Genomic DNA, 20,277 nt, shown 5'->3' with positions numbered 1-20,277 from the left:
TGGCAGGACTTGAGAAAAAGGGGGTGACAGCTATCGTCGCGCTCGGGAAACTGTCGGCTTTGCGAATAACCGAAAGTGGAGTTGCCCAATGTCTGACCAAAGCCGCCAGATGACCCCTGAAGAAGCTGCCGAATTCACCGAGCAGGTTTTCAACAAGGCGCGCGAAGGTGATGCGCTGATGCTTGATCGGCTGATCAGCGCCGGTTTACCGGTGAACCTGAAAAACAGCAAGGGCGACACGCTCTTGATGCTCGCCAGTTACTACGGCCACGTCGACGCGGTGCAGGTGCTGCTCAAGCACAAGGCCGACCCGGAAATGCGTAACGGCAACGGCCAGAGCCCGATCGCCGGTGCCGCGTTCAAAGGCGATCTGGCGGTGGTCAAGGCGCTGGTGGAAGCGGGGGCCGAGATCGAAGGTTCGTCCTTTGACGGGCGCACGGCGTTGATGATGGCGGCGATGTTCAACCGCGTTGAAATCGTCGATTACCTGATCGGCAAAGGTGCGGATCCGCAAGCCAAAGATGCCAATGGCATCACCGCGCTGGACGCGGCGCGGACCATGGGGGCGGTCGATACCACGGCGCAGCTGGAAAAGCTGCAGGCCTGATAAGGTCAAAAGATCGCAGCCTGCGGCAGCTCCTACAGGTCTCACATTCGTTCGCCAAATGGGTGCGGAACTTGTAGGAGCTGCCGCAGGCTGCGATCTTTTGCTTTGTGCGCTATCCTCCGCGCCCTCAAATTCAACCTTCCACAGGATCCGCCCTCATGAAAGCCGCACTCGTCGAACTCATCAGCAAAATCAGCTCCGGCTGCATGGGCGAGGACGAGATCCTGAACGTGGCGGACGAAGCGGCGCAGGCCTACGTCGATGCCGATGCCTTTCTGGCAGCCAACCCGGACATCAACTACGACGACTCTTTCCCGATTCCGCTGGGTGAGTGGGTGGTGGTCGGCAGCCTGCCGGACACCGTGCTGTTTCAGGCTGACACCTACGTTGACCTGTTCGCGCAGATCGTCGCCTCGTTTGGCCCGGGCGTCGAATTCAACCTCAAGCCCAAGCAACTGGCCAAGACCGAGGCACTGACCGCACTCAACCGCATTCAGGTGCAGATGAGCAGCCTGAACAAGGAAAACGGCGGTTACACGCTGATGAACTTCAGTCAGTTGCTCGATGACGAGCTGCAAGTGGTGCTGGTCTACGGCAACGACGTGCCACGAGTGCTGGAGCTGTGTGCCGAAGTCGGCATCGCGGCGGCGCCGTCGCTGGAAGCGCTGAAAGTCGCCGTTCACGTCTGAGCGCAATAAAAGGGAACCCTGCGCGCGACCGTCTATCCTAAAAGTGCATGCCACTAATCTGGAGTGACACCATGGGTTCCACGTTCAACGGGCTGATTGGCCTGATCATTCTTGCCCTCGACATCTGGGCCATTATCAACGTACTGAAAAGCGGTGCCGAGACCGGGATGAAAATCCTCTGGGTCCTGCTGATCATCCTCCTGCCAGTGCTGGGCCTGATCATCTGGGCGATTGCCGGGCCGCGGGGCAATGTGCGGGTCTGAAGAACACTGTAATACCCCTGTAGGAGCTGCCGAAGGCTGCGATCTTTTGACTTTGTTTTTTTTAAAACAGAGATCAAAAGATCGCAGCCTTCGGCAGCTCCTACATGGATTGTGGATTGTCGATGAACAGAGGTTCGACCTGTCATCTTCGGCAACGTAGAATGCGCGCCTTTCCCGGGCAATCATCCCCACGATCGACGCCCGCGCATTCATCGGAGCACTTGACCATGACCGTCACCAAGACCAGCGAGTACCTGGAAACCCTCTACGAAGGCTACGGCCAGCGTTTTCGCATGGAAAAACTGCTGCACGAAGTGCGCACCGAACATCAACACCTGGTGATCTTCCAGAACCCGCGCATGGGTCGGGTGATGGCGCTGGACGGCGTGATCCAGACCACCGAAGCCGACGAATTCATCTACCACGAAATGCTCACCCACGTGCCGATCCTCGCCCACGGCACCGCCAAGCGCGTGCTGATCATCGGCGGCGGTGACGGTGGCATGCTGCGCGAAGTGACCAAACACGCCAGCGTCGAGCACATCACCATGGTCGAGATCGACGGCACCGTGGTCGACATGTGCAAGGAATTTCTGCCGAACCACTCCAAGGGCGCCTATGACGATCCACGCCTGAATCTGGTGATCGACGACGGCATGCGTTTCGTCGCCACCACCACAGAAAAATTCGACGTGATCATCTCCGACTCCACCGACCCGATCGGTCCGGGCGAAGTGCTGTTCTCGGAGAACTTCTACCAGGCCTGTCACCGTTGCCTGAACGAAGGCGGGATCCTCGTGACCCAGAACGGCACGCCGTTCATGCAGATCGACGAAGTCAAAACCACCGCCGGTCGCCTGCGCAGCCTGTTCCCGGACTGGCACTTCTATCAAGCGGCCGTGCCGACCTACATTGGCGGTTCGATGACCTTCGCCTGGGGCTCGACCAACCCGGCCTATCGCAAGCTGAGCCGTGAAACCCTGCAGCAGCGCTTCATCGGCAGCGGCATCGTCACCCGCTACTACAACCCGGAAATCCACATCGGCGCGTTCGCGCTGCCACAGTACGTGCTGCAGGCGATCAACAAGCCAAGCAACGACTAAAAGCCCTGCAAAACCCCTGTAGGAGCTGCCGCAGGCTGCGATCTTTTGATCTTGCTTTTTAAACAATCAAAGTCAAAAGATCGCAGCCTGCGGCAGCTCCTACAGTGGATGTATTTTTTTTCATGTTCGTGCGCTGCAAACCTTTTGAACGATCAATCTCGCCAAAAGTCGAGATAGTAGTAAGCCCATTTGCGGGTTTGATCGAGGAGGCACCGATGCAAAAGTGGAAAGTCACTTTCGTGGACGATCATGGTGAAATTGTCGATGAGGTGTTCGAGCGCGCGGAATGCCCCAGTGATGACGAGGCTGCACGCCTGATCAAGGAACGGCTCCTGCCGGTGGCCGCCAAACTGGATCTGAACGATCTGGAAGGGCGAACCCCTGATGCTGGCGTCAAAAGCCTCGAAACCCAGAACAGCATCAAGATCCGCAGCATCACTCCAATCTGAAAATCTTCCTTTCATCCGCAACAACCAGGCCTTGGCAGCAGCTCTATCTTGGGGCTACTCTGCAAGCGAGATCAGCGAACGAATCGCTAAGGTCTGGTCTTGTCAGCTACATGCTTGTTTCCCGCCGGCAACCGGTTTGCCGATGTACTTCTGGCCTGTAAGGCCCGGGGCGGGAATACGGAAAGTCTATCCATCTATCCGAGGGGGACGTTTCATGAGCACAGCCTATCAAGAAGACATCAGCAGCAATGTACTGCGCCGCATGAAAGAAGGCGGTTTCGACTTTTCCCGGTTCCATCCCATCGAGTTCTACGCCATTTTCCCGGACGAGGAGCGGGCGCGCAGGGCGGCGGGCAAATTTCGTGGTGAATCCATCAATGCCCAGGTCAGTGCGCGCGAAGATGGCGCCTGGTCACTGGAACTGAGCAAAGTGATGCACGCGACCTATGACGACATTGGCGATTTCGAGCAGGGCTTTTCTGCCGTGGTCGAGCCGCTGGGCGGCATCATCGAAGGCTGGGGCGTCAAGCAGGAGGTGCGCAACCGCCATCGTCTGAACTGATCTCTGGTTTCAGGTATTGAGCAACGGCTGACCTTCGGGTTGGCCGTTGTCGTTTTCAAAGATCAAAAGATCGCAACCTCCGGCAGCTCCTGCACCAATCACCTGCAGGAGCTGCCGGAGGTTGCGATCTTTTGCTTTTTACTTTCAAAACATTTCAGAAAGGCAAAAAAAAGCCACCGGAGAGGGTGGCTAAAAGGGAAGACCGATAAGGAGAGGAAACCGGTCAGGGTTACGGCCTGCGGGGACTGCGCGGGCAGTCCGGATCAGTGGAGCTGAAGTCTTCAGTGGGGAAGTTTTCAGCGAATGCGCCGATTATCCGCAGCCCGGCGCAAGCAGTGAAATCAACTCTGACTATGCTGGTGATAGGCGATGCAGTGCGTCGCAATGAAGCGGGGGCAATCCTGTTGGAGCATTTGCCGCACAGGAATGGTGCGGTGTTTGCGGCTTGATTATCCAACCGATTGAAATCAAAGCGTTTATGCCGATGGCACGGGCCTTGCGAAGGCCTGTAGGTCCGGGTGACAAGGAGTACGGCATGATCCGCACCTATTTTGATGAAATGTACGATGCCGGCGGCCAGGTCCGCCCGCATTACCGGGAGTTCGCCCGCTGGCTTGCCGACACGCCTGACGAGTTGCTGGCGCAACGGCGGCGCGAGGCCGACCTGCTGTTCCACCGGGCCGGGATCACCTTCACGCTCTATGGCGACGAGCAGGGCACCGAGCGCCTGATTCCGTTCGACACCATTCCGCGCAGTATTCCCGCCAGCGAATGGCGGATCGTCGAGCGCGGCTGCATCCAGCGGGTCAAGGCGCTGAACATGTTCCTCGCCGACCTCTATCACGAGCAGCGCATCATCAAGGCCGGGATCATTCCCGCCGAACAGGTGCTGGCCAACGAGCAGTACCAGTTGGCGATGCAGGGCCTGGACCTGCACCGCGATATCTATTCGCATATTTCCGGCGTTGATCTGGTGCGCGACGGCGACGGCACCTACTACGTGCTCGAAGACAACCTGCGTACCCCGAGCGGCGTCAGCTACATGCTTGAAGACCGCAAGATGATGATGCGCCTGTTTCCGGAGCTGTTCGCCGCCCAGCGCATCGCGCCCATCGATCACTACCCGAACCTGTTGCTCGACACCCTGAAAAGCTCCAGCCCGATCGACGACCCGAGCGTGGTGGTACTGACGCCGGGGCGCTTCAACAGTGCGTTCTTCGAACACGCCTTTCTGGCCCGGGAAATGGGCGTCGAGCTGGTGGAGGGCGCGGATCTGTTCGTGCGTGACGACAAGGTCTTCATGCGCACCACCGACGGGCCGAAAGCGGTGGACGTGATCTACCGGCGTCTCGACGACGCTTTCCTCGACCCGCTGGCGTTCCGCCCGGACTCAATGCTCGGCGTGCCGGGACTGTTGTCTTCCTATCGCTCGGGCAACGTGGTGCTGGCCAACGCCATTGGCACCGGCGTGGCGGACGACAAGTCGGTGTACCCGTTTGTCACCGACATGATCCGCTTTTACCTCGACGAAGAGCCGATCCTGAAGAACGTTCCGACCTGGCAGTGCCGCAACCCCTCGGAACTTTCCCACGTCCTGGCCAATCTGCCGGATCTGGTGGTCAAGGAAACCCAAGGCTCCGGCGGGTACGGGATGCTGGTGGGGCCGGCGGCGACGGCGGCGGAAATCGATGCATTCCGCGAGCGGATCAAAGCCAAACCCCACGCGTACATCGCGCAGCCGACGTTGTCACTGTCGACCTGTCCGACCTTTGTCGAAAACGGCATTGCACCACGCCATATCGACCTGCGTCCGTTTGTACTGTCTGGCCGCGAAACCCGGGTCGTGCCCGGAGGTTTGACCCGTGTCGCCCTGCGTGAAGGCTCCCTGGTGGTGAATTCCTCCCAGGGTGGCGGAACCAAGGACACCTGGGTGGTCGAGGATTGAAGGAAGCTTGCCATGTTAAGTAGAACTGCCTCGGATCTGTACTGGATGTCGCGTTACCTGGAGCGGGCGGAAAACCTCGCGCGGATGCTCGATGTCAGTTATTCGCTGTCGCTGATGCCGCAGGACGGTCGCGGCGACGGTCTGCACGAGCTGGCCATGCCGCTGCTGATTACCGGCACCCTCGACGATTACCTTGAGCGTCACGGCGAACTCCATGCCGAACGCTTGCTGCATTTTTTCGCCCTCGATGCGGCCAACCCGGCGAGCATCTACAGCTGTCTCGGCGCGGCGCGGGCCAGTGCGCACGCGGTGCGTGGACGAATCACCGCAGACATGTGGGAGAACATCAACGCCACCTGGCTGGAGATTCGCGGCATTGCCGAGCAGGGCCTCAGCCGTTACGGCATGAGCCGTTTCTGCGAGTGGATCAAGGAGCGCTCGCACCTGTTCCGTGGCGCGTCCTACGGCACGATCATGCGCAACGATGCGTTCCGCTTCATTCGTCTGGGGACGTTCATCGAGCGTGCGGACAACACGCTGCGCCTGCTTGATGCGCGCTATGAAATGGCCGGCGATCAGGCCGAGGCCGTCAGTGACGGCACCGCCCACGCTTACTATCAATGGAGTGCGCTGCTGCGGGCGCTGTCGTCCTTCGAGGCCTACACCGAGATCTACCGCGACGCCCCCGGCGCCCGGCATGTCGCCGAGCTGCTGCTGTTGCGCGCCGACGTGCCGCGCTCGCTGCGTGCCTGCACCGAGGAAATCGACCAGATCCTCGCCCAGTTGCCAGGCGCCAACGGCCGTCCGGCGCAACGTCTGGCCGCTGAGATGGACGCGCGTCTGCGCTACACCGGCATCAACGAAATCCTTGCCGAAGGCCTGCACGCCTGGCTCACCGAATTCATCCCGCTGGTGCGCCAGTTGGGCAACGCGATTCACAGTTCATACCTGGAGGCTGCATGAGACTTTCCATTAGCCACGAGACCACCTATCACTATGAAGATCAGGTGCGGGCGAGCATCCAGTATCTGCGCCTGACCCCGCACGACAGCGAGCGTCAGCACGTATTGAGCTGGCAGCTTGACCTGCCGCGTCCGGTGCGCGCCCAGCTCGATCCGTTCGGCAATATCCTGCACGTGCTGACCATGGATGAGCCGCACGAAGCGATCATCATCGGCGCCCGTGGCCAGGTCGATATCGACGAATTGCGCGAGGCTGAGCATGAGAGCCAGTCGGCGCTGCCGTTCCTGCGCTTCACTCGCCTGACCGAGGCGGACGAAGCGTTGCGTACGTTTGCCGAAAAATCCTGCAAGCAGCGACGTGATCGCACCGCCCTGATCGATCTGATGCACGGCTTGAATCAGCACATGACCTACACGCCGGGCTCCACCGAAGTCGACACCAGTGCCGCCGAAGCCTTTGCCGGGCGCGCCGGGGTTTGCCAGGATCACACTCATGCCTTTCTCGCCTGTGCACGCAGCCTGGGGATCCCGTCACGCTACGTTTCCGGCTATCTGTACAGCGAGGACGCCGAGCATCTGGCCAGCCATGCCTGGGCCGAAGCATGGCTGGACGACGCCTGGTACAGCTTTGATGTGACCAACCAATTGGCCCGCCCGGAGCGCCATCTGAAACTGGCGGTGGGCCTGGATTATCTGGATGCCTGCCCGGTGCGCGGCATGCGCCGGGGCGGGGGGAGCGAGCAGATGCATGCGAAGGTGTTGGTGTCGCCGACGCCGACGCCGGTTATCTCCGTCCAGCAACAGTAATTGGCTGCACACAAAACCCTGTGGGAGCGAGCCTGCTCGCGAAAGCGGTTTATCAGTCAGCAATGAGATGTCTGAAACTCCGCTTTCGCGAGCAGGCTCGCTCCCACATACGGAGTGGCGTCAGGGGTTCACCTTGCGCCCAGCCATGTGCTGCAAATAGCCAATCAACAACTGCAAATCCCCCTCCGGCAACACCTCCGCCGAAAACCCCGGCATCTTCGCCTGCGGCCACTGGCGCAAACTCTGTGGATCACGAATGTAGCGCTTGAGGAAATCCGCGCCGAAATACTCGGTCGGGTTGTACGGAATGTTCAGGTCCGGCCCGAACTGCGCATCGCCCGCACCGTTCAAGCGGTGGCAGGCCAGGCAGTTCTTCTGGAACAGCGCAAAACCCTGATTCACCGGGTCATTCGCCTTCAGCGCGGGATCCGGCAACAGGGCAGGGAAGCGCTCGGCCACTGGCGCCATGCGCTTGATGCTTGCCACCTGGAACGGCCATTGTTCCGGGCTGATATTGCCGACTTGCGGGTCGGTCCATACCAGATAGAACGGCCCTGCGCTGTGCTTGCCTTCGGACAGCGGCGGCCACGGCTGCGCCGGGTCTTCGATCGCCAGCCAGGCCCGTGCGCCTTTGGTATTGAGCAACGGTGCAGCGCTCAGCTCGGCGGCAAAGCCGTCCAGCGCCACCGCTTGCAGATGATCGTCCGGTTTGATGCCCGTGAGCAGCGCCGCGACCGGGACGGCACGATAAGTCATGTCCTTCTTGTAAGACACATCATTTTTGATGGTCAGGGTTTGTACCTGAGGGTGCTTGAGCAATTCCTCGGTCTGCCAGGTGTGACGAGTTGCGCCCAGCTGCAGATCCAGCTGTGCCGCAGACAAGGGCATGCTCAGCAGCAAGGCCCAGAACACAATGAGCGTTTTCAAATGATCGCCGTCCATGTCGTGGAAGTGCGCAAAGGTTGGCACAGCCACGCTGGCCCGGGAAGCGGGCCAGTCACATTGTTGATGGCAATGAAATGCAACCCGCCGGCGAGTCAGCCGATGACCTTGGTCAGGTTCGGCAAAATCAGCAACAGCGTGGTGGCGAAAAGAATGAGCCCGGCTTGACGAACTTTCGGTTGTTTGAACATGGCTTGACCGCCTTTATTGTTATTTCCTGATGTTTGCCTGCATATCCATGACGGCAAACGCTGCACTTCCTGTAGAAGAACGTCGGCCCCGGCAAAACCCGACGACCCTGACGTACATGTACTACCTTAGAGCCCGCGTCACGCGCGGCTTAGATCCATTTCGTATGTATTTGCTGCTGCTGGCAATAAAAAAGACATGAGGCGTATTGCCAGCTTCTTCGCCGCCCGCTTGCTAGACAACTCGCTGACCTGAACCGGTTCACCTGAGGGTGGATGACCGTCCGTCTGAGCGTGCGCGTCAACATCATTGAGCGCTGTGGTCATTGAATCCTCGACGGCGCGGGACAACAGTGAGACCACGAAATTCACTCACCGCACAGGTTCGAGGACGTCATGACCCAAGCTTTGATTTTCGATGCGCTACGTACGCCCCGCGGCAAAGGCAAGGCCGATGGCGCGCTGCACAGCGTCAAACCGGTGAATCTGGTCGCGGGGCTGTTGACCGCGCTGCAGAGCCGTACCGCGCTGGACACCAGCCAGGTCGATGACGTGGTACTCGGTTGCGTCACGCCGATTGGCGATCAAGGTTCCGATATCGCCAAAACCTCGGTGCAGGTGGCGGATTGGGACGTCAGCGTCGCCGGTGTGCAGATCAACCGCTTCTGCGCCTCCGGTCTGGAAGCGGTAAATCTCGGCGCGATGAAAGTCCGCTCCGGTTTCGAAGACCTGGTGGTGGTCGGTGGCGTCGAGTCGATGTCGCGGGTACCGATGGGCAGTGACGGCGGCGCCTGGGCGCTGGACCCGCAGACCAATCTGCACAGCCACTTCACCCCGCAGGGCGTTGGCGCGGATCTGATCGCTACCCTTGAGGGCTTCAGCCGTGAGGATGTCGATGCCTATGCGTTGCACTCGCAGCAAAAAGCTGCGCGGGCACGGGCCGACGGTTCGTTCAACAAGTCGTTGGTGCCGGTGCAGGACCAGAACGGCATTATCCTGCTCGACCACGACGAATTCATTCGCGCCGAATCGACGATGGAAGGCCTGGGCAAACTCAAGCCGAGTTTCGAAATGATCGGCCAGATGGGGTTTGATGCCACGGCGCTGCGGGTTTACAGCCACGTCGAGCGAATCAACCACGTACACACGCCGGGCAACAGCTCCGGGATCGTCGACGGTGCGGCGCTGATGTTGATCGGCTCCGAAGCCAAGGGCCGTGCGCTGGGTTTGCAGCCTCGGGCGCGCATTGTCGCCACGGCGGTGACCAGTACTGACCCGACGATCATGCTCACCGGCCCGGCGCCGGCCACCCGCAAGGCGCTGGCCAAGGCCGGTTTGCGCGTGGAAGACATCGACCTGTTCGAGGTCAACGAGGCGTTTGCTTCGGTGGTGCTCAAGTTCATCAAGGACATGGCGGTCGACCCGGACAAGGTCAACGTCAACGGCGGCTCGATCGCCATGGGCCATCCGCTGGGCGCCACCGGATGCGCGATCCTCGGCACCTTGCTCGATGAGCTGGAAACCCGGCGCCTGCGTTATGGCCTGGCGACGCTGTGCGTCGGCGGCGGCATGGGCATTGCCACCATCATCGAACGCCTTTGAGCCCCGAATTCAAGGAATCTTGTTATGAGCGAAGCCATTCGTTACGAAAAGGGTCAGGACGCCATCGTCGTGCTGACCATCGACATGCCGGGCCAGAGCGCCAACACCATGAACGCCGTGTACCGCCAGGCCATGGGCGCCTGCGTTGCGCGGCTGGTGGCGGAAAAAGACAGCATCGCCGGGGTCATCATCACCTCGGCGAAGAAAACCTTCTTTGCCGGCGGCGACCTCAATGAGCTGATCAAGGTCGGCAAACCCGAAGCCAAAGCCTTCTATGACATGGTGCTGAGCCTCAAGGGGCAATTGCGCACCCTGGAAACCCTCGGCAAGCCGGTGGTCGCAGCGATCAACGGTGCCGCACTCGGCGGAGGCTGGGAAATCTGCCTGGCGTGCCATCACCGGGTGGCGCTGGACGATGCGGCGGTGCAACTCGGTCTGCCGGAAGTGACCCTCGGTCTGTTGCCGGGCGGCGGCGGGGTGGTGCGTATGGTGCGCATGCTCGGTATCGAAAAAGCCCTGCCGTATCTGCTCGAAGGCAAGAAGATCCGCCCACAGCAGGCGTTGCAGGCCGGTCTGATTGATGAGTTGGCGGCGGATCGTGACGAGTTGCTGGCCAAGGCGCGCGCCTGGATTGTCGCCAACCCGAGCGCAGTGCAGCGCTGGGATGTGAAGGGCTACCAGATTCCCGGCGGCACGCCGTCGAATCCGAAGGTCGCGCAGATGCTGGCGATTGCGCCGTCAATCCTGCGCAGCAAGACTCAGGGCACGCTGCCCGCGCCGGAGAAAATCCTCTGCGCGGCGGTGGAGGGCGCGCAGGTCGACTTCGACACCGCGCACCTGATCGAAACCCGTTACTTCACCGAACTGACCACCGGGCAGATCTCGAAAAACCTGATCGGCACCTTCTGGTTCCAGCTCAACGAAATCAACGCCGGTGGCTCGCGGCCGCAGGGTGTAGCGCCATATGTCACGCGCAAGGTCGGTGTGCTGGGCGCGGGGATGATGGGCGCCGGGATCGCCTTCGTCAGTGCTTCGGCCGGTATCGACGTGGTACTCAAGGACATCAACCTGGCGGCGGCCGAGAAGGGCAAGGCCCACTCGGCGGCATTGCTGGACAAGAAAGTCGCCCGTGGGCAGATGACGGCTGAAAAACGCGAGGCGGTGCTGGCGCGGATCCAGGCCAGCGAGACCGATGCCGATCTGGCGGGTTGTGATCTGATCATCGAGGCGGTGTTCGAAGACCGTGAACTGAAGGCCAACGTCTCCTCTGCAGCGCAAAAGATTGTCGGTCCTGACGCGGTGATTGCCTCCAACACGTCAACGTTGCCGATCACCGGGCTGGCGACGGCAGTACCCGATCAGAGCAAGTTCATCGGTCTGCATTTCTTCAGCCCGGTGGACAAAATGCCGCTGGTGGAAATCATCAAGGGTGCGCAGACCAGTGCTGAAACCCTGGCGCGTGGTTTCGACTTCGTCCTGCAGATCAAGAAAACCCCGATCGTGGTCAACGACAGCCGTGGCTTCTTTACCTCGCGGGTGTTCGGCACCTTCACCAACGAAGGCATCGCCATGCTCGGCGAGGGTGTGAGCGCGCCGATGATCGAGACCGAAGCGCGCAAGGCCGGGATGCCGGTCGGGCCGCTGGCGATCTCCGACGAAGTTTCCCTCAGCCTGATGAGCCATATCCGTCAGCAAACGGCCAAAGACCTGCAAGCGGAAGGGAAACCGCTGACAGATCATCCGGCATTCGCTGTGATTGACTTGCTGCTCAACGAATACAAGCGTCCGGGCAAAGCCGCCGGCGGTGGTTTTTACGATTACCCGGCCGGCGCTCAGAAGCATCTGTGGCCCGAATTGAAGACGTGTTTCGAGAAGGCCGACGGGCAGATTTCGCCGAAGGATGTGCGTGACCGGCTGTTGTTCGTCCAGACCCTGGAAACCGTGCGCTGCTTGGAGGAGGGCGTGCTCACCTCAACGGCGGATGCCAACGTCGGCTCGATCTTCGGCATCGGTTTTGCGCCGTGGACCGGTGGTGCGTTGCAGTTCATCAATCAGTACGGGGTGCAGGACTTCGTCGCACGCGCGCAGTATCTGGCCGAGCAGTACGGCGAGCGTTTTGCGCCACCGGCGCTGCTGCTGGAAAAAGCCGCGAAAGGCGAGCTGTTTTAAGTGATCGGCTGAACGCTGCGGGGCTTGCCTTGCCGGGGTGTTTCAAGGCAGGCTCTGGGGTGTTCATTATTCCCATCACGTGTCAGGTATTTTTTATGTCGCTACGCATCTGCATTCTGGAAACCGACATCCTGCGTCCGGAACTGGTCGATCAATATCAGGGTTACGGGCAGATGTTCCAGCGCCTGTTCTCACAGCAACCGATTGCCGCCGAGTTCACCGTGTACAACGTGATGCAGGGCGAATACCCAAGCGACGATCTGACCTTCGATGCGTACCTGATCACTGGCAGCAAGGCCGATTCGTTCGGCACCGACCCGTGGATCCAGACTCTCAAGCAATACCTGCTGACTCGCTACGAGCGTGGCGACAAGCTGCTCGGCGTGTGCTTCGGCCATCAACTGCTGGCGCTGTTGCTGGGCGGCAAGAGTGAGCGCGCCACTCAGGGCTGGGGCGTCGGCACCCACAACTACAAACTGGCGGCCAAGGCACCGTGGATGAGCCCGGTGCGGGAAGAGCTGACGTTGCTGATCAGCCACCAGGATCAGGTCACGGCGTTGCCGGAAAACGCCACGGTCATTGCCTCCAGCGATTTCTGCCCGTTTGCCGCTTACCACATCAACGATCAGGTGCTGTGCTTCCAGGGCCACCCGGAATTCATCCACGACTATTCGCGGGCACTGCTGGATCTGCGCCAGGACGCGCTGGGGTCACAGATCTATTCCAAAGGCGTGGCCAGCCTGGAGCAGGAGCACCATGGCACCACGGTGGCGGAATGGATGATGCGGTTTGTGGCGCACAAGCCAGAAGCTGCTTGATAGCAGATCAAAAGATCGCAGCCTGCGGCAGCTCCTACAGGGTGTACACCATCCCAATGTAGGAGCTGCCGCAGGCTGCGATCTTTTGCTTTTGCTTCCCTACAACCACCCCGACCTCTTGAAACTCGCCCACAAACTCACGCACCCCACCGTGATAAACCCCAGCACGGCGAAATAGCCGTAATGCCAGCTCAGCTCCGGCATGTTCTGGAAGTTCATCCCGTAAATCCCCGCGACCGCCGTCGGGAACGCCAGAATCGCCGCCCACGCGGCAAACTTGCGTTGCACCACACTTTGCCGTGACGCCTCCAGCAACACGCCGATCTCGATGGTCTGACTGGCAATGTCTGCCAGCGTCGTCAGGTCTTCCATCTGCCGCGTGACGTGAATCTGCACGTCGCGGAAGTACGGGCGCATGTTCTTGTCGATGAACGGGAAACTCAGTTTCTGCAGCTCCTCGCCAATCTCCACCATCGGCGCTGCATAACGGCGCAGGCGCAACACATCGCGGCGCAGGCCGTGAAGTTTCTGGATGTCATGCTCGTTCAACGCACTGCACAGCACGTTGCGCTCCAGTTCATCTATCTCGGCATGAATTGCTTCGCCGACTGGCTGGTAGTTTTCGATCACGAAATCCAGCAGTGCATAGAGGACGAAATCTTCGCCGTGCTCGAGCAACAGCGGCCGCGCCTCACAGCGCTGGCGGACATGCGCATAGGACGCCGAGTGGCCGTTGCGGGCGGTGATGATGTAGCCCTTGCCGGCGAAGATATGCGTTTCGATGAACTGCAAAATCCCATGCTCGCGGATCGGCGAGTAGGTGACGATAAACAAGGCGTCACCAAAGGTTTCCAGCTTTGGCCGGCTGTGTTTTTCCAGGGCATCTTCGATGGCCAGTTCGTGCAGGTTGAACTGGCGTTGCAGATTGGCCAGCTCCTGAGCGTCCGGCTCTTCCAGGCCGATCCAGACAAAATGCCCGGTTTTTGCGGCCCAGGCGGCGCCTTCGTCAAGCGTGATATTGGTGACTTTCTTACCGGCGCTGTAAACCGCAGCAGCAACAACTCGACCCATGGTGGTGGTTCACTTCTTCTTGGCAGATGGCAGGGAATACAAGGCTTCAGCTTAGCCGTGTCGCTGCTTGAGAGTCAGTGAAATCTGCACAGTTCACCCGGCAAAAGAAAACCCGCACGAGGCGGGTTGGTTTTTCACGCAGCTTGCAGCTGCTGATCCATCGCGGCGATGCATTCGCGCATCTGTTCGCGGCACTGGGACATGAGCATGGGCATGTCATCCATGGTCAGCCCGGCTGTAGGAATCGCCGGCAGCGAGCGTATGAGAATTTTCCCGCTGCGCCAGCGGTTCAGGCGCATGTGCTTGATGTAGCTGCTGACGCATACCGGCACAATCGGCACACCGGCGGCGATCGCCATCTGGAACGCGCCTTTCTTGAATGGCAGCAGTTCTTCACCGAGGTTGCGCGTGCCTTCCGGGAACACCCAGATCGACGTATCTTCGTGCTGCAAAGTGTGGGTGGTGGTGAGCATCGACTTGCGTGCCTTGTGCGCGTTCCCACGATCGATCAACACGTTGCCCGCCAGCCAGAACAGTTGCCCGAACAGCGGCACCCATTTCAGGCTCTTCTTGCCGATGCACACAGTCCGGCGGGGTACCACGTTGCCGAACACGAACAGGTCGTAGTTGGACTGATGGTTGGCCACGATCACGCAGCTGTCGGGCTTGTTCATCAACGGGCCGACTTCAGCTTTCACACGCAAACGCAAAATACACATGGCCGGTAGCGCGTAGAGGCGGGCGCACAGTCGGCTGTTGTCCGGGTTGAACGGACGGCACAGCCCGAGGATCACGCCCAGCACGCCGGCCAGAATAAAGTGCAGGCCCATCAATAACATACGAAACACAAACAGCATTTTCAGGCCCCACCGGGACAAAAGGTGGCGCAGTGTACGGATGTGCACTGTTTTCGGCAATTGCTGCTATAGAGTGCGGAGATAGGCGATGTTTAAGCGCATGTTTCCGAGTCGATCGTCAGACCCGTCCTAGAGCCGTTGATGCTTGATTAACCAAACGCGCAGGAAAAAGCCCGACACGACGGTCGGGCTTTTCTTCGGCTCGGGAAGCGTGGGTTTAACCCAGATGCTCCTGATCCTGAATGATCGCGTTGTCGAGGGCTTCGAGCAGTGCCTTGCGCACTTTGAGCTTGGTGTTCTTGTGCGCGTTCATGTTGATCTTCTTCAGCTGACGCGCTGCTGCCAGGGCTGCACCTTGCAGCTCTTCGGCAGCCACCACCTTGTCGAGGAAACCGGCATCCACCGCGCTTTTCGGATCAAACATCTCGCCGTTGATCACCGAACGGTGGAACGCCGAGCGACGCAGGCGATCACGGGCCAGCTCGATGCCGGCGTGGTGCATGGTCATGCCGATCTGCACTTCGTTCAGGCCGATGCTGAACGGGCCATCGACGCCGATGCGGTAATCGGCAGACAACAGCAGGAACGCGCCTTTGGCCACAGCGTGACCAGGGCAGGCGACAATCACCGGGAACGGATGAGAGAGCAGGCGGCGGGCGAGGGTCGAGCCAGCAGTGACCAGTGCCACGGCTTCTTTAGGCCCGGCGGTCATCACCTTCAAGTCGTAGCCGCCCGACAGAATTCCCGGCTGACCGGTAATGATCACGATGGCACGATCAGTCTTCGCCTGATCCAGCGCCGCGTTGAACGCCGCAATCACGTCCGGGGAAATGGCATTGACCTTGCCGTTGTTCAAGGTCAGGGTCGCGATACCGTCTTCGAGGTGGTAGGCAATCAACTCACTCATGACGCTATTCCTTGTAAGAAAGATGGGCAGACGTTACCCACCACCGCAGGCCAGGTAAAGCGCCGTGACTGACCCGCCAGTCACCGTTTCCGGCCGCGCCCGGCGTAGCACACCGTTCTGCTTCTATATAGAAGGGTGGCCGTCACCAGAGATTGTCCGGTTTGCCATCGCCCAAGGCGGGTCGAAACGCCTTTATGCCTTAAGCGCATGAAAATTCTGAAAAAAAGTTTGCCATCAGAAAAGCTTTCGACTACATTAGCGCGCCTCGACAGACAGAACATGTTTGAAGAGATACGGTGAAGTGTCCGAGTGGCTTAAGGAGCACGCCTGGAAAGTGTGTATACAGGAAACTGTATCGAGAGTTCGAATCTCTCCTTCACCGCCACATTCAATACACAAAACCCCTGATTTCGAAAGAGATCAGGGGTTTTGTGGTTTCTGGCGTCTGGATTTTAATCCGTCACGGAAGTCATGTGCGCAAGTGCCCGGTCTGATTTCCCATCGCACATTACAATCGCCACTTTATCCGCAGAAAAAGGACGGTTCCCATGATCATCTCCACCACCCACGCCATCGAAGGCCGCCAGATCACCGCGTACCTGGACATTGTCAGCGCGGAGTCGGTGCAGGGCGTCAATGTGATTCGTGACCTGTTTGCCGGCATGCGCGACTTTTTCGGTGGGCGCTCGCAGACGCTGGAGCGTGCGTTGAAAGAGGCGCGGGTTCAGGCGACGGACGAGATCAAGGAGCGGGCTCGAGCGTTGCAGGCGGATGCGGTGGTCGGGCTGGATTTCGAGATCAGCATGCAGGCGGGCAAGGGCGGCATGGTCGTGGTGTTCGCGACCGGCACAGCGGTCAAGTTGCGTTGAGGTTGTGCAGGTCAGCGCCATAGCTTGGATCCCACAAGCTTCAGGGCGTCTTCGGGTAATGGGATGTTGAAGAGGTGTAGGCCATTCGTCGGGCATCGGTCGAACTGAACCGCAAGTCCGGTAATGACCGGCTAGTCTCAAAAGCCTTGGAGGTCGATATTTTTTCAGGCAAAAGGGCTTTGCCGGTGTCGATCTATTGCAAAGGGGAGAGGCTATGACTGATCCGTATATCGAAGACGATGGAGCCGAGTTTTCATTCAATAACTGCGTCCGTTGCGGCCAGACGGAGTATCAATCGGGCTTTGGCGAGGACCCGGTGCAGACTGGCAAGATCAAGTCCGCGGTGCCCAAAGGTCCTAAAGCCAAATTCCTTCCGAAGGTTTCGGCCCGGTCAAGAAAGTAAGGTGAGACCAAACAACCCCGTCTATGAACGGGGTTTTTTATGCCTGATGTTTATGAAAGGAAATCTCCTACAAGTGATCGGGCAGATTCGGTTTTTTTTTCACAAACTTTTCACGTCCACGGACGTAGGGTGAAGCCATCCGTTAGAAAGCAAGTCTCCAGCCCGTCTCCCCAGCGGGCTTTTTTTTGCCTGCGATAAAACCTTTTGCCAAATCGCTGTCCAATCGGCGCCAAGTGCTCGGCGGAAGCTGATTTTTCTGGACTTCAGCGCGTCGGCAGCTTTCAATCTCGGCCCCTTTCGATCTCCCTATTTTTGAGGTTTTTGTCATGCGTCTAACATTGCCCGCTCTGGTTCTGGGGCTTCTGGTTGCTCAAGGTGCGGTGGCTGGTGAAGGCACTGCGGCACTCGGCGGCGGTCTGGGTGGTGCGCTGGGTAATGTGGTCGGCCAGAAAATGGGCGGCAGCACCGGCGCGGCGATTGGTGCCGGTGTTGCAGGCGCGGCCGGCAGTGCGATGGCCGCCGGTAAAGGTAACCGCACCAAGGCGGCTATCGGCGGTGGTGTCGGCGCGGCCGGTGGTTCGGTGATCGGCAACAGCCTGGGCGGCCGAAATGGCGCGACCATTGGCGCCGGCCTGGGTGGCGCTGCGGGTGGTGCCGTCGGCGCCAACCTGTCCAAAGGTCACAAGCGTCACTGATTGCGAATGTTTGTCAGAAAAAGCCCGGCTCGACGCCGGGCTTTTTCATGGCTGAACGTTTTTCCGAAAAATGTCTCCAATCTGACATAGGCCCTGTGGGCATACCGTCCCGATTCGGGAACTGTGAGGTTCAAATGCGTTTGTCATTATCTGCACTGTTTTTCGGATTACTGGTCGCCCAAGGTGCGATGGCCGCCGGCGATGGTAGCGCCGCCGTCGGTGGCGGACTGGGCGGTGTGCTCGGTAACGTGGTCGGTGGCCAGCTCGGCGGCAGCACCGGTGCTGCAGTGGGCGCAGGCGTCGGTGGCGCAGCAGGCAGCGCGGTCGGAGCGAATAAACACAATCGCACCGAAGCCGCCATCGGCGGTGGTCTCGGCGCTGCCGGCGGCTCGGTGGTTGGTAATAGCCTGGGCGGCTCCACCGGCTCCGCCATCGGTGCCGGTTTGGGCGGCGCAGCGGGTGGTGCGGTGGGCAATAACCTGGGTGACGACGGTGGAAGCGGGCATTCCGGCGGTGGTCACAAGCACAACAAGTACAAACACAAAAACCGCCATCATTGATTGAATATTCGAAAGGAAACCCGGCCTGGTGCCGGGTTTTTCGTGTCTGGCGGTCGGACACTGGAACGATTGGCTGTAGGGCTTTTCGAACGTTATACAACCCACCAGACGTAGAGGTTTGCCATGACGCCCGAAACCGAAGGCAAGGAAGAAAAAGGTCCGAGCGGTTTGCCGTTTATCAATGATCCGGGCAACGAGGATCCGGGGTCGCTGATGGATGATGCGACGGTGCCGTTGAATGATGCGGATGAGGCTTTGGATGATTATGAAGAGGAGGAGGATGAGCAGTGATTGTTTGTTCTTTTGATCCTGCTTGGTAGTGATACTTCAGAATGTTAGGGCCTGGGTTCGGTCAGGCCCTTTGTGAGATGAGTGGTGAGCAGAAGGATGACGATGTCGATCAAACGCCGGAGTATCCGCTGTCTTCCCCTACGGATCCTTTGGGGCGGGGTGAGTTGCCGTTGGAGGATTAGAACGCGGAGGAGTAGTGGTCATCGTTTGATTCTTAGAGGGCTTGCAAGCGCAAGTGCCACCCCAAGCATCGTTTAATTGGCTATTGAACAGAAAAAGAGACATCAATCCTGTCTGCGCTGACTTTAACGAAGCGCCCATTCAGTTGGGGATATTCGTAGTGGATATCCTGGTCCGAAAAATCTACAAACGATCGGAAGGTGTCTCCATCCAAGTAGCCATAAATGTCACAAGAGAACCCGCCGTCAAGCATCTCAATCTGCTGTTTTTCGCGTTCGGTCGCTATCACGCACTCTTCATCAGGCAACAGCATTTCGAACTCCACGTCGTAAGTATTTCCCACCACTATTTTTGACGGGCTGTAGCTGACGAAACACTTCAGCGAAAAGCCCTCAACTACCAAGTCAACAGCGTCTTCTACGAATTGATCTATTCCGACTACTAATGCTTTGTATGTCTTAGTCATGAGCAGGTCTCACGGTTTTATCTTGTGCGTTGCCATTGATTGTTCGCCAAAATTCCTTTCCACTTTTGGTGTGTAACGTCGTAATTTCATCATTCGTGTTGGTGCCCACGAAAGCAAATTTTGCTTCACCTTTCCGATTATTTCCCATCAATAGCAAGTACCCTGATCGCACCTCGCCTTTGTATAAATACTCCACACGAGTACCTTGATTCACTACTTCTCGTGCGACGAGTAAATATTCCTCCTTGTTCATCGCCTTGAATTCTGCGCCATGCTTTTCAAAATGGCCTAAGAGCTTTTCGTCACTTCCAAAATCTTGAGGGCGGGAATTTGGTTTTGGGAGCGTAGGGTTAGCCTCATCAACAATCGAACCATCAACCCTGTCCGGTGATGAACAACCTGGCTTATTCGGCGGTGGACAATTGGAGTTCAACCCCAACGGATCCACCCACCCCGTCGGATTCGGCACATACCGGTACTGATTCAACCCACCGGCCAACTTGATCGGATCCGGCGTCAAATACCGCCCCAACCTCGGGTCGTAATACCGATGCCGGTTGTAATGCAGCCCGCTCTCCGCATCGAAATACTGCCCCTGAAACCGCAGCGGCTGGTCGAGGTAGTCCTCGCCGGCCAGGGTGATCGCCGCGACCTTGCCGTAGGCGTCGTATTGGGCTGACCAGACGATTTCGCCGCTGTAATCGGTGAGTTCCTGCGGGGTGCCGAGGTGGTCGAGCTGGTAGTAGAACGGGCAGGCCTTTCTCGGGCCTTTGCCGTCGAGCAGCGCCAGCGGGCGGAAGGTGCCGGGTTCGTAGACGTAGCTGCGGTGGTGGGTTTTGCTGGTTTCGGCGACGAGGTGGTCGCCTTGCCAG

23 protein-coding genes and 1 tRNA gene are annotated in these 20,277 nt (G+C 59.0%); 18 read left to right on the top strand and 6 right to left on the bottom strand.

Annotated features, from left to right (window positions below; all coding sequences use genetic code 11):
- Positions 1-88: 88 nt before the first annotated feature.
- The 9 genes from ACM6HV_RS06310 to ACM6HV_RS06270 all read left to right on the top strand — a co-directional run bounded on the left by ACM6HV_RS06310 (position 89) and on the right by ACM6HV_RS06270 (position 7,387).
- Positions 89-607, top strand: a complete 519-nt coding sequence (locus ACM6HV_RS06310) for an ankyrin repeat domain-containing protein (RefSeq protein ID WP_225138079.1) — start codon at positions 89-91, stop codon at positions 605-607.
- A 158-nt stretch (positions 608-765) separates the two neighbouring features.
- Positions 766-1,296, top strand: coding sequence for a hypothetical protein (locus ACM6HV_RS06305; RefSeq protein WP_414903776.1), 531 nt, complete (start codon positions 766-768; stop codon positions 1,294-1,296).
- 71 nt (positions 1,297-1,367) lie between these two features.
- Positions 1,368-1,559: a PLDc N-terminal domain-containing protein gene (locus ACM6HV_RS06300; RefSeq protein WP_007960694.1), complete on the top strand. Its 192-nt coding sequence runs from the start codon at positions 1,368-1,370 to the stop codon at positions 1,557-1,559.
- 227 nt (positions 1,560-1,786) lie between these two features.
- The gene (gene speE / locus ACM6HV_RS06295) at positions 1,787-2,662 is read left to right on the top strand and encodes a polyamine aminopropyltransferase (RefSeq protein ID WP_041068886.1); all 876 of its coding nucleotides are present in this window, start codon (positions 1,787-1,789) and stop codon (positions 2,660-2,662) included.
- Between the two features lie 215 nt (positions 2,663-2,877).
- Positions 2,878-3,111: a hypothetical protein gene (locus tag ACM6HV_RS06290; protein WP_041068889.1), complete on the top strand. Its 234-nt coding sequence runs from the start codon at positions 2,878-2,880 to the stop codon at positions 3,109-3,111.
- A 214-nt stretch (positions 3,112-3,325) separates the two neighbouring features.
- Positions 3,326-3,673 carry a ribonuclease E inhibitor RraB gene (locus tag ACM6HV_RS06285; RefSeq protein ID WP_041068892.1) on the top strand — a complete coding sequence of 116 codons (348 nt, stop codon included), beginning with the start codon at positions 3,326-3,328 and terminating at the stop codon, positions 3,671-3,673.
- 535 nt (positions 3,674-4,208) lie between these two features.
- Positions 4,209-5,618 (top strand): circularly permuted type 2 ATP-grasp protein, encoded by a 1,410-nt coding sequence (locus ACM6HV_RS06280; protein ID WP_041068899.1) that lies wholly within the window; start codon positions 4,209-4,211, stop codon positions 5,616-5,618.
- Positions 5,619-5,630: 12 nt separating this feature from the next.
- On the top strand, positions 5,631-6,581 hold the full coding sequence (locus tag ACM6HV_RS06275) for an alpha-E domain-containing protein (protein ID WP_007960702.1): 951 nt from the start codon (positions 5,631-5,633) through the stop codon (positions 6,579-6,581).
- Positions 6,578-7,387: a transglutaminase family protein gene (locus tag ACM6HV_RS06270; protein ID WP_145593235.1), complete on the top strand. Its 810-nt coding sequence runs from the start codon at positions 6,578-6,580 to the stop codon at positions 7,385-7,387. Before ACM6HV_RS06275 ends, ACM6HV_RS06270 begins: the two co-directional genes overlap by 4 nt.
- 120 nt (positions 7,388-7,507) lie before the next feature.
- Here ACM6HV_RS06270 and ACM6HV_RS06265 read toward each other — a convergent pair whose 3' ends face one another.
- Complete coding sequence (locus ACM6HV_RS06265) at positions 7,508-8,329, bottom strand: c-type cytochrome (RefSeq protein ID WP_414903798.1); 822 nt, start codon at positions 8,327-8,329, stop codon at positions 7,508-7,510.
- Between the two features lie 584 nt (positions 8,330-8,913).
- On the opposite strand from ACM6HV_RS06265, the gene ACM6HV_RS06260 reads away from it, so the two are divergent.
- From ACM6HV_RS06260 to ACM6HV_RS06250, 3 genes are all read left to right on the top strand, one after another.
- A complete protein-coding gene (locus ACM6HV_RS06260) occupies positions 8,914-10,119 on the top strand; it encodes an acetyl-CoA C-acetyltransferase (RefSeq protein ID WP_041068910.1) in 1,206 nt (401 codons plus the stop codon).
- A 24-nt stretch (positions 10,120-10,143) separates the two neighbouring features.
- Positions 10,144-12,288: a 3-hydroxyacyl-CoA dehydrogenase NAD-binding domain-containing protein gene (locus ACM6HV_RS06255; protein WP_414903775.1), complete on the top strand. Its 2,145-nt coding sequence runs from the start codon at positions 10,144-10,146 to the stop codon at positions 12,286-12,288.
- Between the two features lie 95 nt (positions 12,289-12,383).
- Positions 12,384-13,106: an amidotransferase gene (locus ACM6HV_RS06250; protein ID WP_041068915.1), complete on the top strand. Its 723-nt coding sequence runs from the start codon at positions 12,384-12,386 to the stop codon at positions 13,104-13,106.
- A gap of 99 nt (positions 13,107-13,205) precedes the next feature.
- On the opposite strand, the gene ACM6HV_RS06245 is transcribed toward ACM6HV_RS06250, so the two are convergent.
- The 3 genes from ACM6HV_RS06245 to ACM6HV_RS06235 all read right to left on the bottom strand — a co-directional run bounded on the left by ACM6HV_RS06245 (position 13,206) and on the right by ACM6HV_RS06235 (position 15,941).
- A complete protein-coding gene (locus tag ACM6HV_RS06245; RefSeq protein WP_027613314.1) occupies positions 13,206-14,177 on the bottom strand; it encodes a magnesium and cobalt transport protein CorA in 972 nt (323 codons plus the stop codon).
- Positions 14,178-14,311: 134 nt separating this feature from the next.
- Entirely contained in the window at positions 14,312-15,034 is a 723-nt protein-coding gene (locus tag ACM6HV_RS06240) for a 1-acylglycerol-3-phosphate O-acyltransferase (RefSeq protein ID WP_108182139.1), read from the bottom strand.
- A gap of 217 nt (positions 15,035-15,251) precedes the next feature.
- On the bottom strand, positions 15,252-15,941 hold the full coding sequence (locus tag ACM6HV_RS06235) for a crotonase/enoyl-CoA hydratase family protein (RefSeq protein WP_064586733.1): 690 nt from the start codon (positions 15,939-15,941) through the stop codon (positions 15,252-15,254).
- Between the two features lie 295 nt (positions 15,942-16,236).
- Here ACM6HV_RS06235 and ACM6HV_RS06230 point away from each other — a divergent pair.
- The 6 genes from ACM6HV_RS06230 (at position 16,237) to ACM6HV_RS06205 (ending at position 18,759) form a co-directional block, all read left to right on the top strand.
- Positions 16,237-16,326 (top strand) — tRNA-Ser (locus tag ACM6HV_RS06230).
- Between the two features lie 163 nt (positions 16,327-16,489).
- The gene (locus ACM6HV_RS06225; protein ID WP_414903774.1) at positions 16,490-16,810 is read left to right on the top strand and encodes a YbjQ family protein; all 321 of its coding nucleotides are present in this window, start codon (positions 16,490-16,492) and stop codon (positions 16,808-16,810) included.
- Positions 16,811-17,024: 214 nt separating this feature from the next.
- On the top strand, positions 17,025-17,213 hold the full coding sequence (locus ACM6HV_RS06220; RefSeq protein WP_095667099.1) for a hypothetical protein: 189 nt from the start codon (positions 17,025-17,027) through the stop codon (positions 17,211-17,213).
- Positions 17,214-17,539: 326 nt separating this feature from the next.
- Positions 17,540-17,908: a glycine zipper domain-containing protein gene (locus ACM6HV_RS06215; protein ID WP_145593244.1), complete on the top strand. Its 369-nt coding sequence runs from the start codon at positions 17,540-17,542 to the stop codon at positions 17,906-17,908.
- A gap of 134 nt (positions 17,909-18,042) precedes the next feature.
- Positions 18,043-18,468: a YMGG-like glycine zipper-containing protein gene (locus ACM6HV_RS06210; protein ID WP_041067599.1), complete on the top strand. Its 426-nt coding sequence runs from the start codon at positions 18,043-18,045 to the stop codon at positions 18,466-18,468.
- A 123-nt stretch (positions 18,469-18,591) separates the two neighbouring features.
- On the top strand, positions 18,592-18,759 hold the full coding sequence (locus ACM6HV_RS06205; RefSeq protein WP_174377150.1) for a hypothetical protein: 168 nt from the start codon (positions 18,592-18,594) through the stop codon (positions 18,757-18,759).
- Between the two features lie 262 nt (positions 18,760-19,021).
- Here ACM6HV_RS06205 and ACM6HV_RS06200 read toward each other — a convergent pair whose 3' ends face one another.
- A complete protein-coding gene (locus ACM6HV_RS06200; protein WP_414903773.1) occupies positions 19,022-19,405 on the bottom strand; it encodes a hypothetical protein in 384 nt (127 codons plus the stop codon).
- The coding region (locus tag ACM6HV_RS06195) for an RHS repeat domain-containing protein (RefSeq protein ID WP_414903772.1) at positions 19,398-20,277 on the bottom strand (880 nt) is incomplete at its 5' end. The genes ACM6HV_RS06200 and ACM6HV_RS06195, both read right to left, overlap by 8 nt.

Source organism: Pseudomonas sp. IT-P260 (assembly GCF_949768395.1).
Lineage (GTDB): Bacteria > Pseudomonadota > Gammaproteobacteria > Pseudomonadales > Pseudomonadaceae > Aquipseudomonas > Aquipseudomonas parakoreensis.
This window is presented reverse-complemented; position numbering and strand designations above follow the sequence as displayed.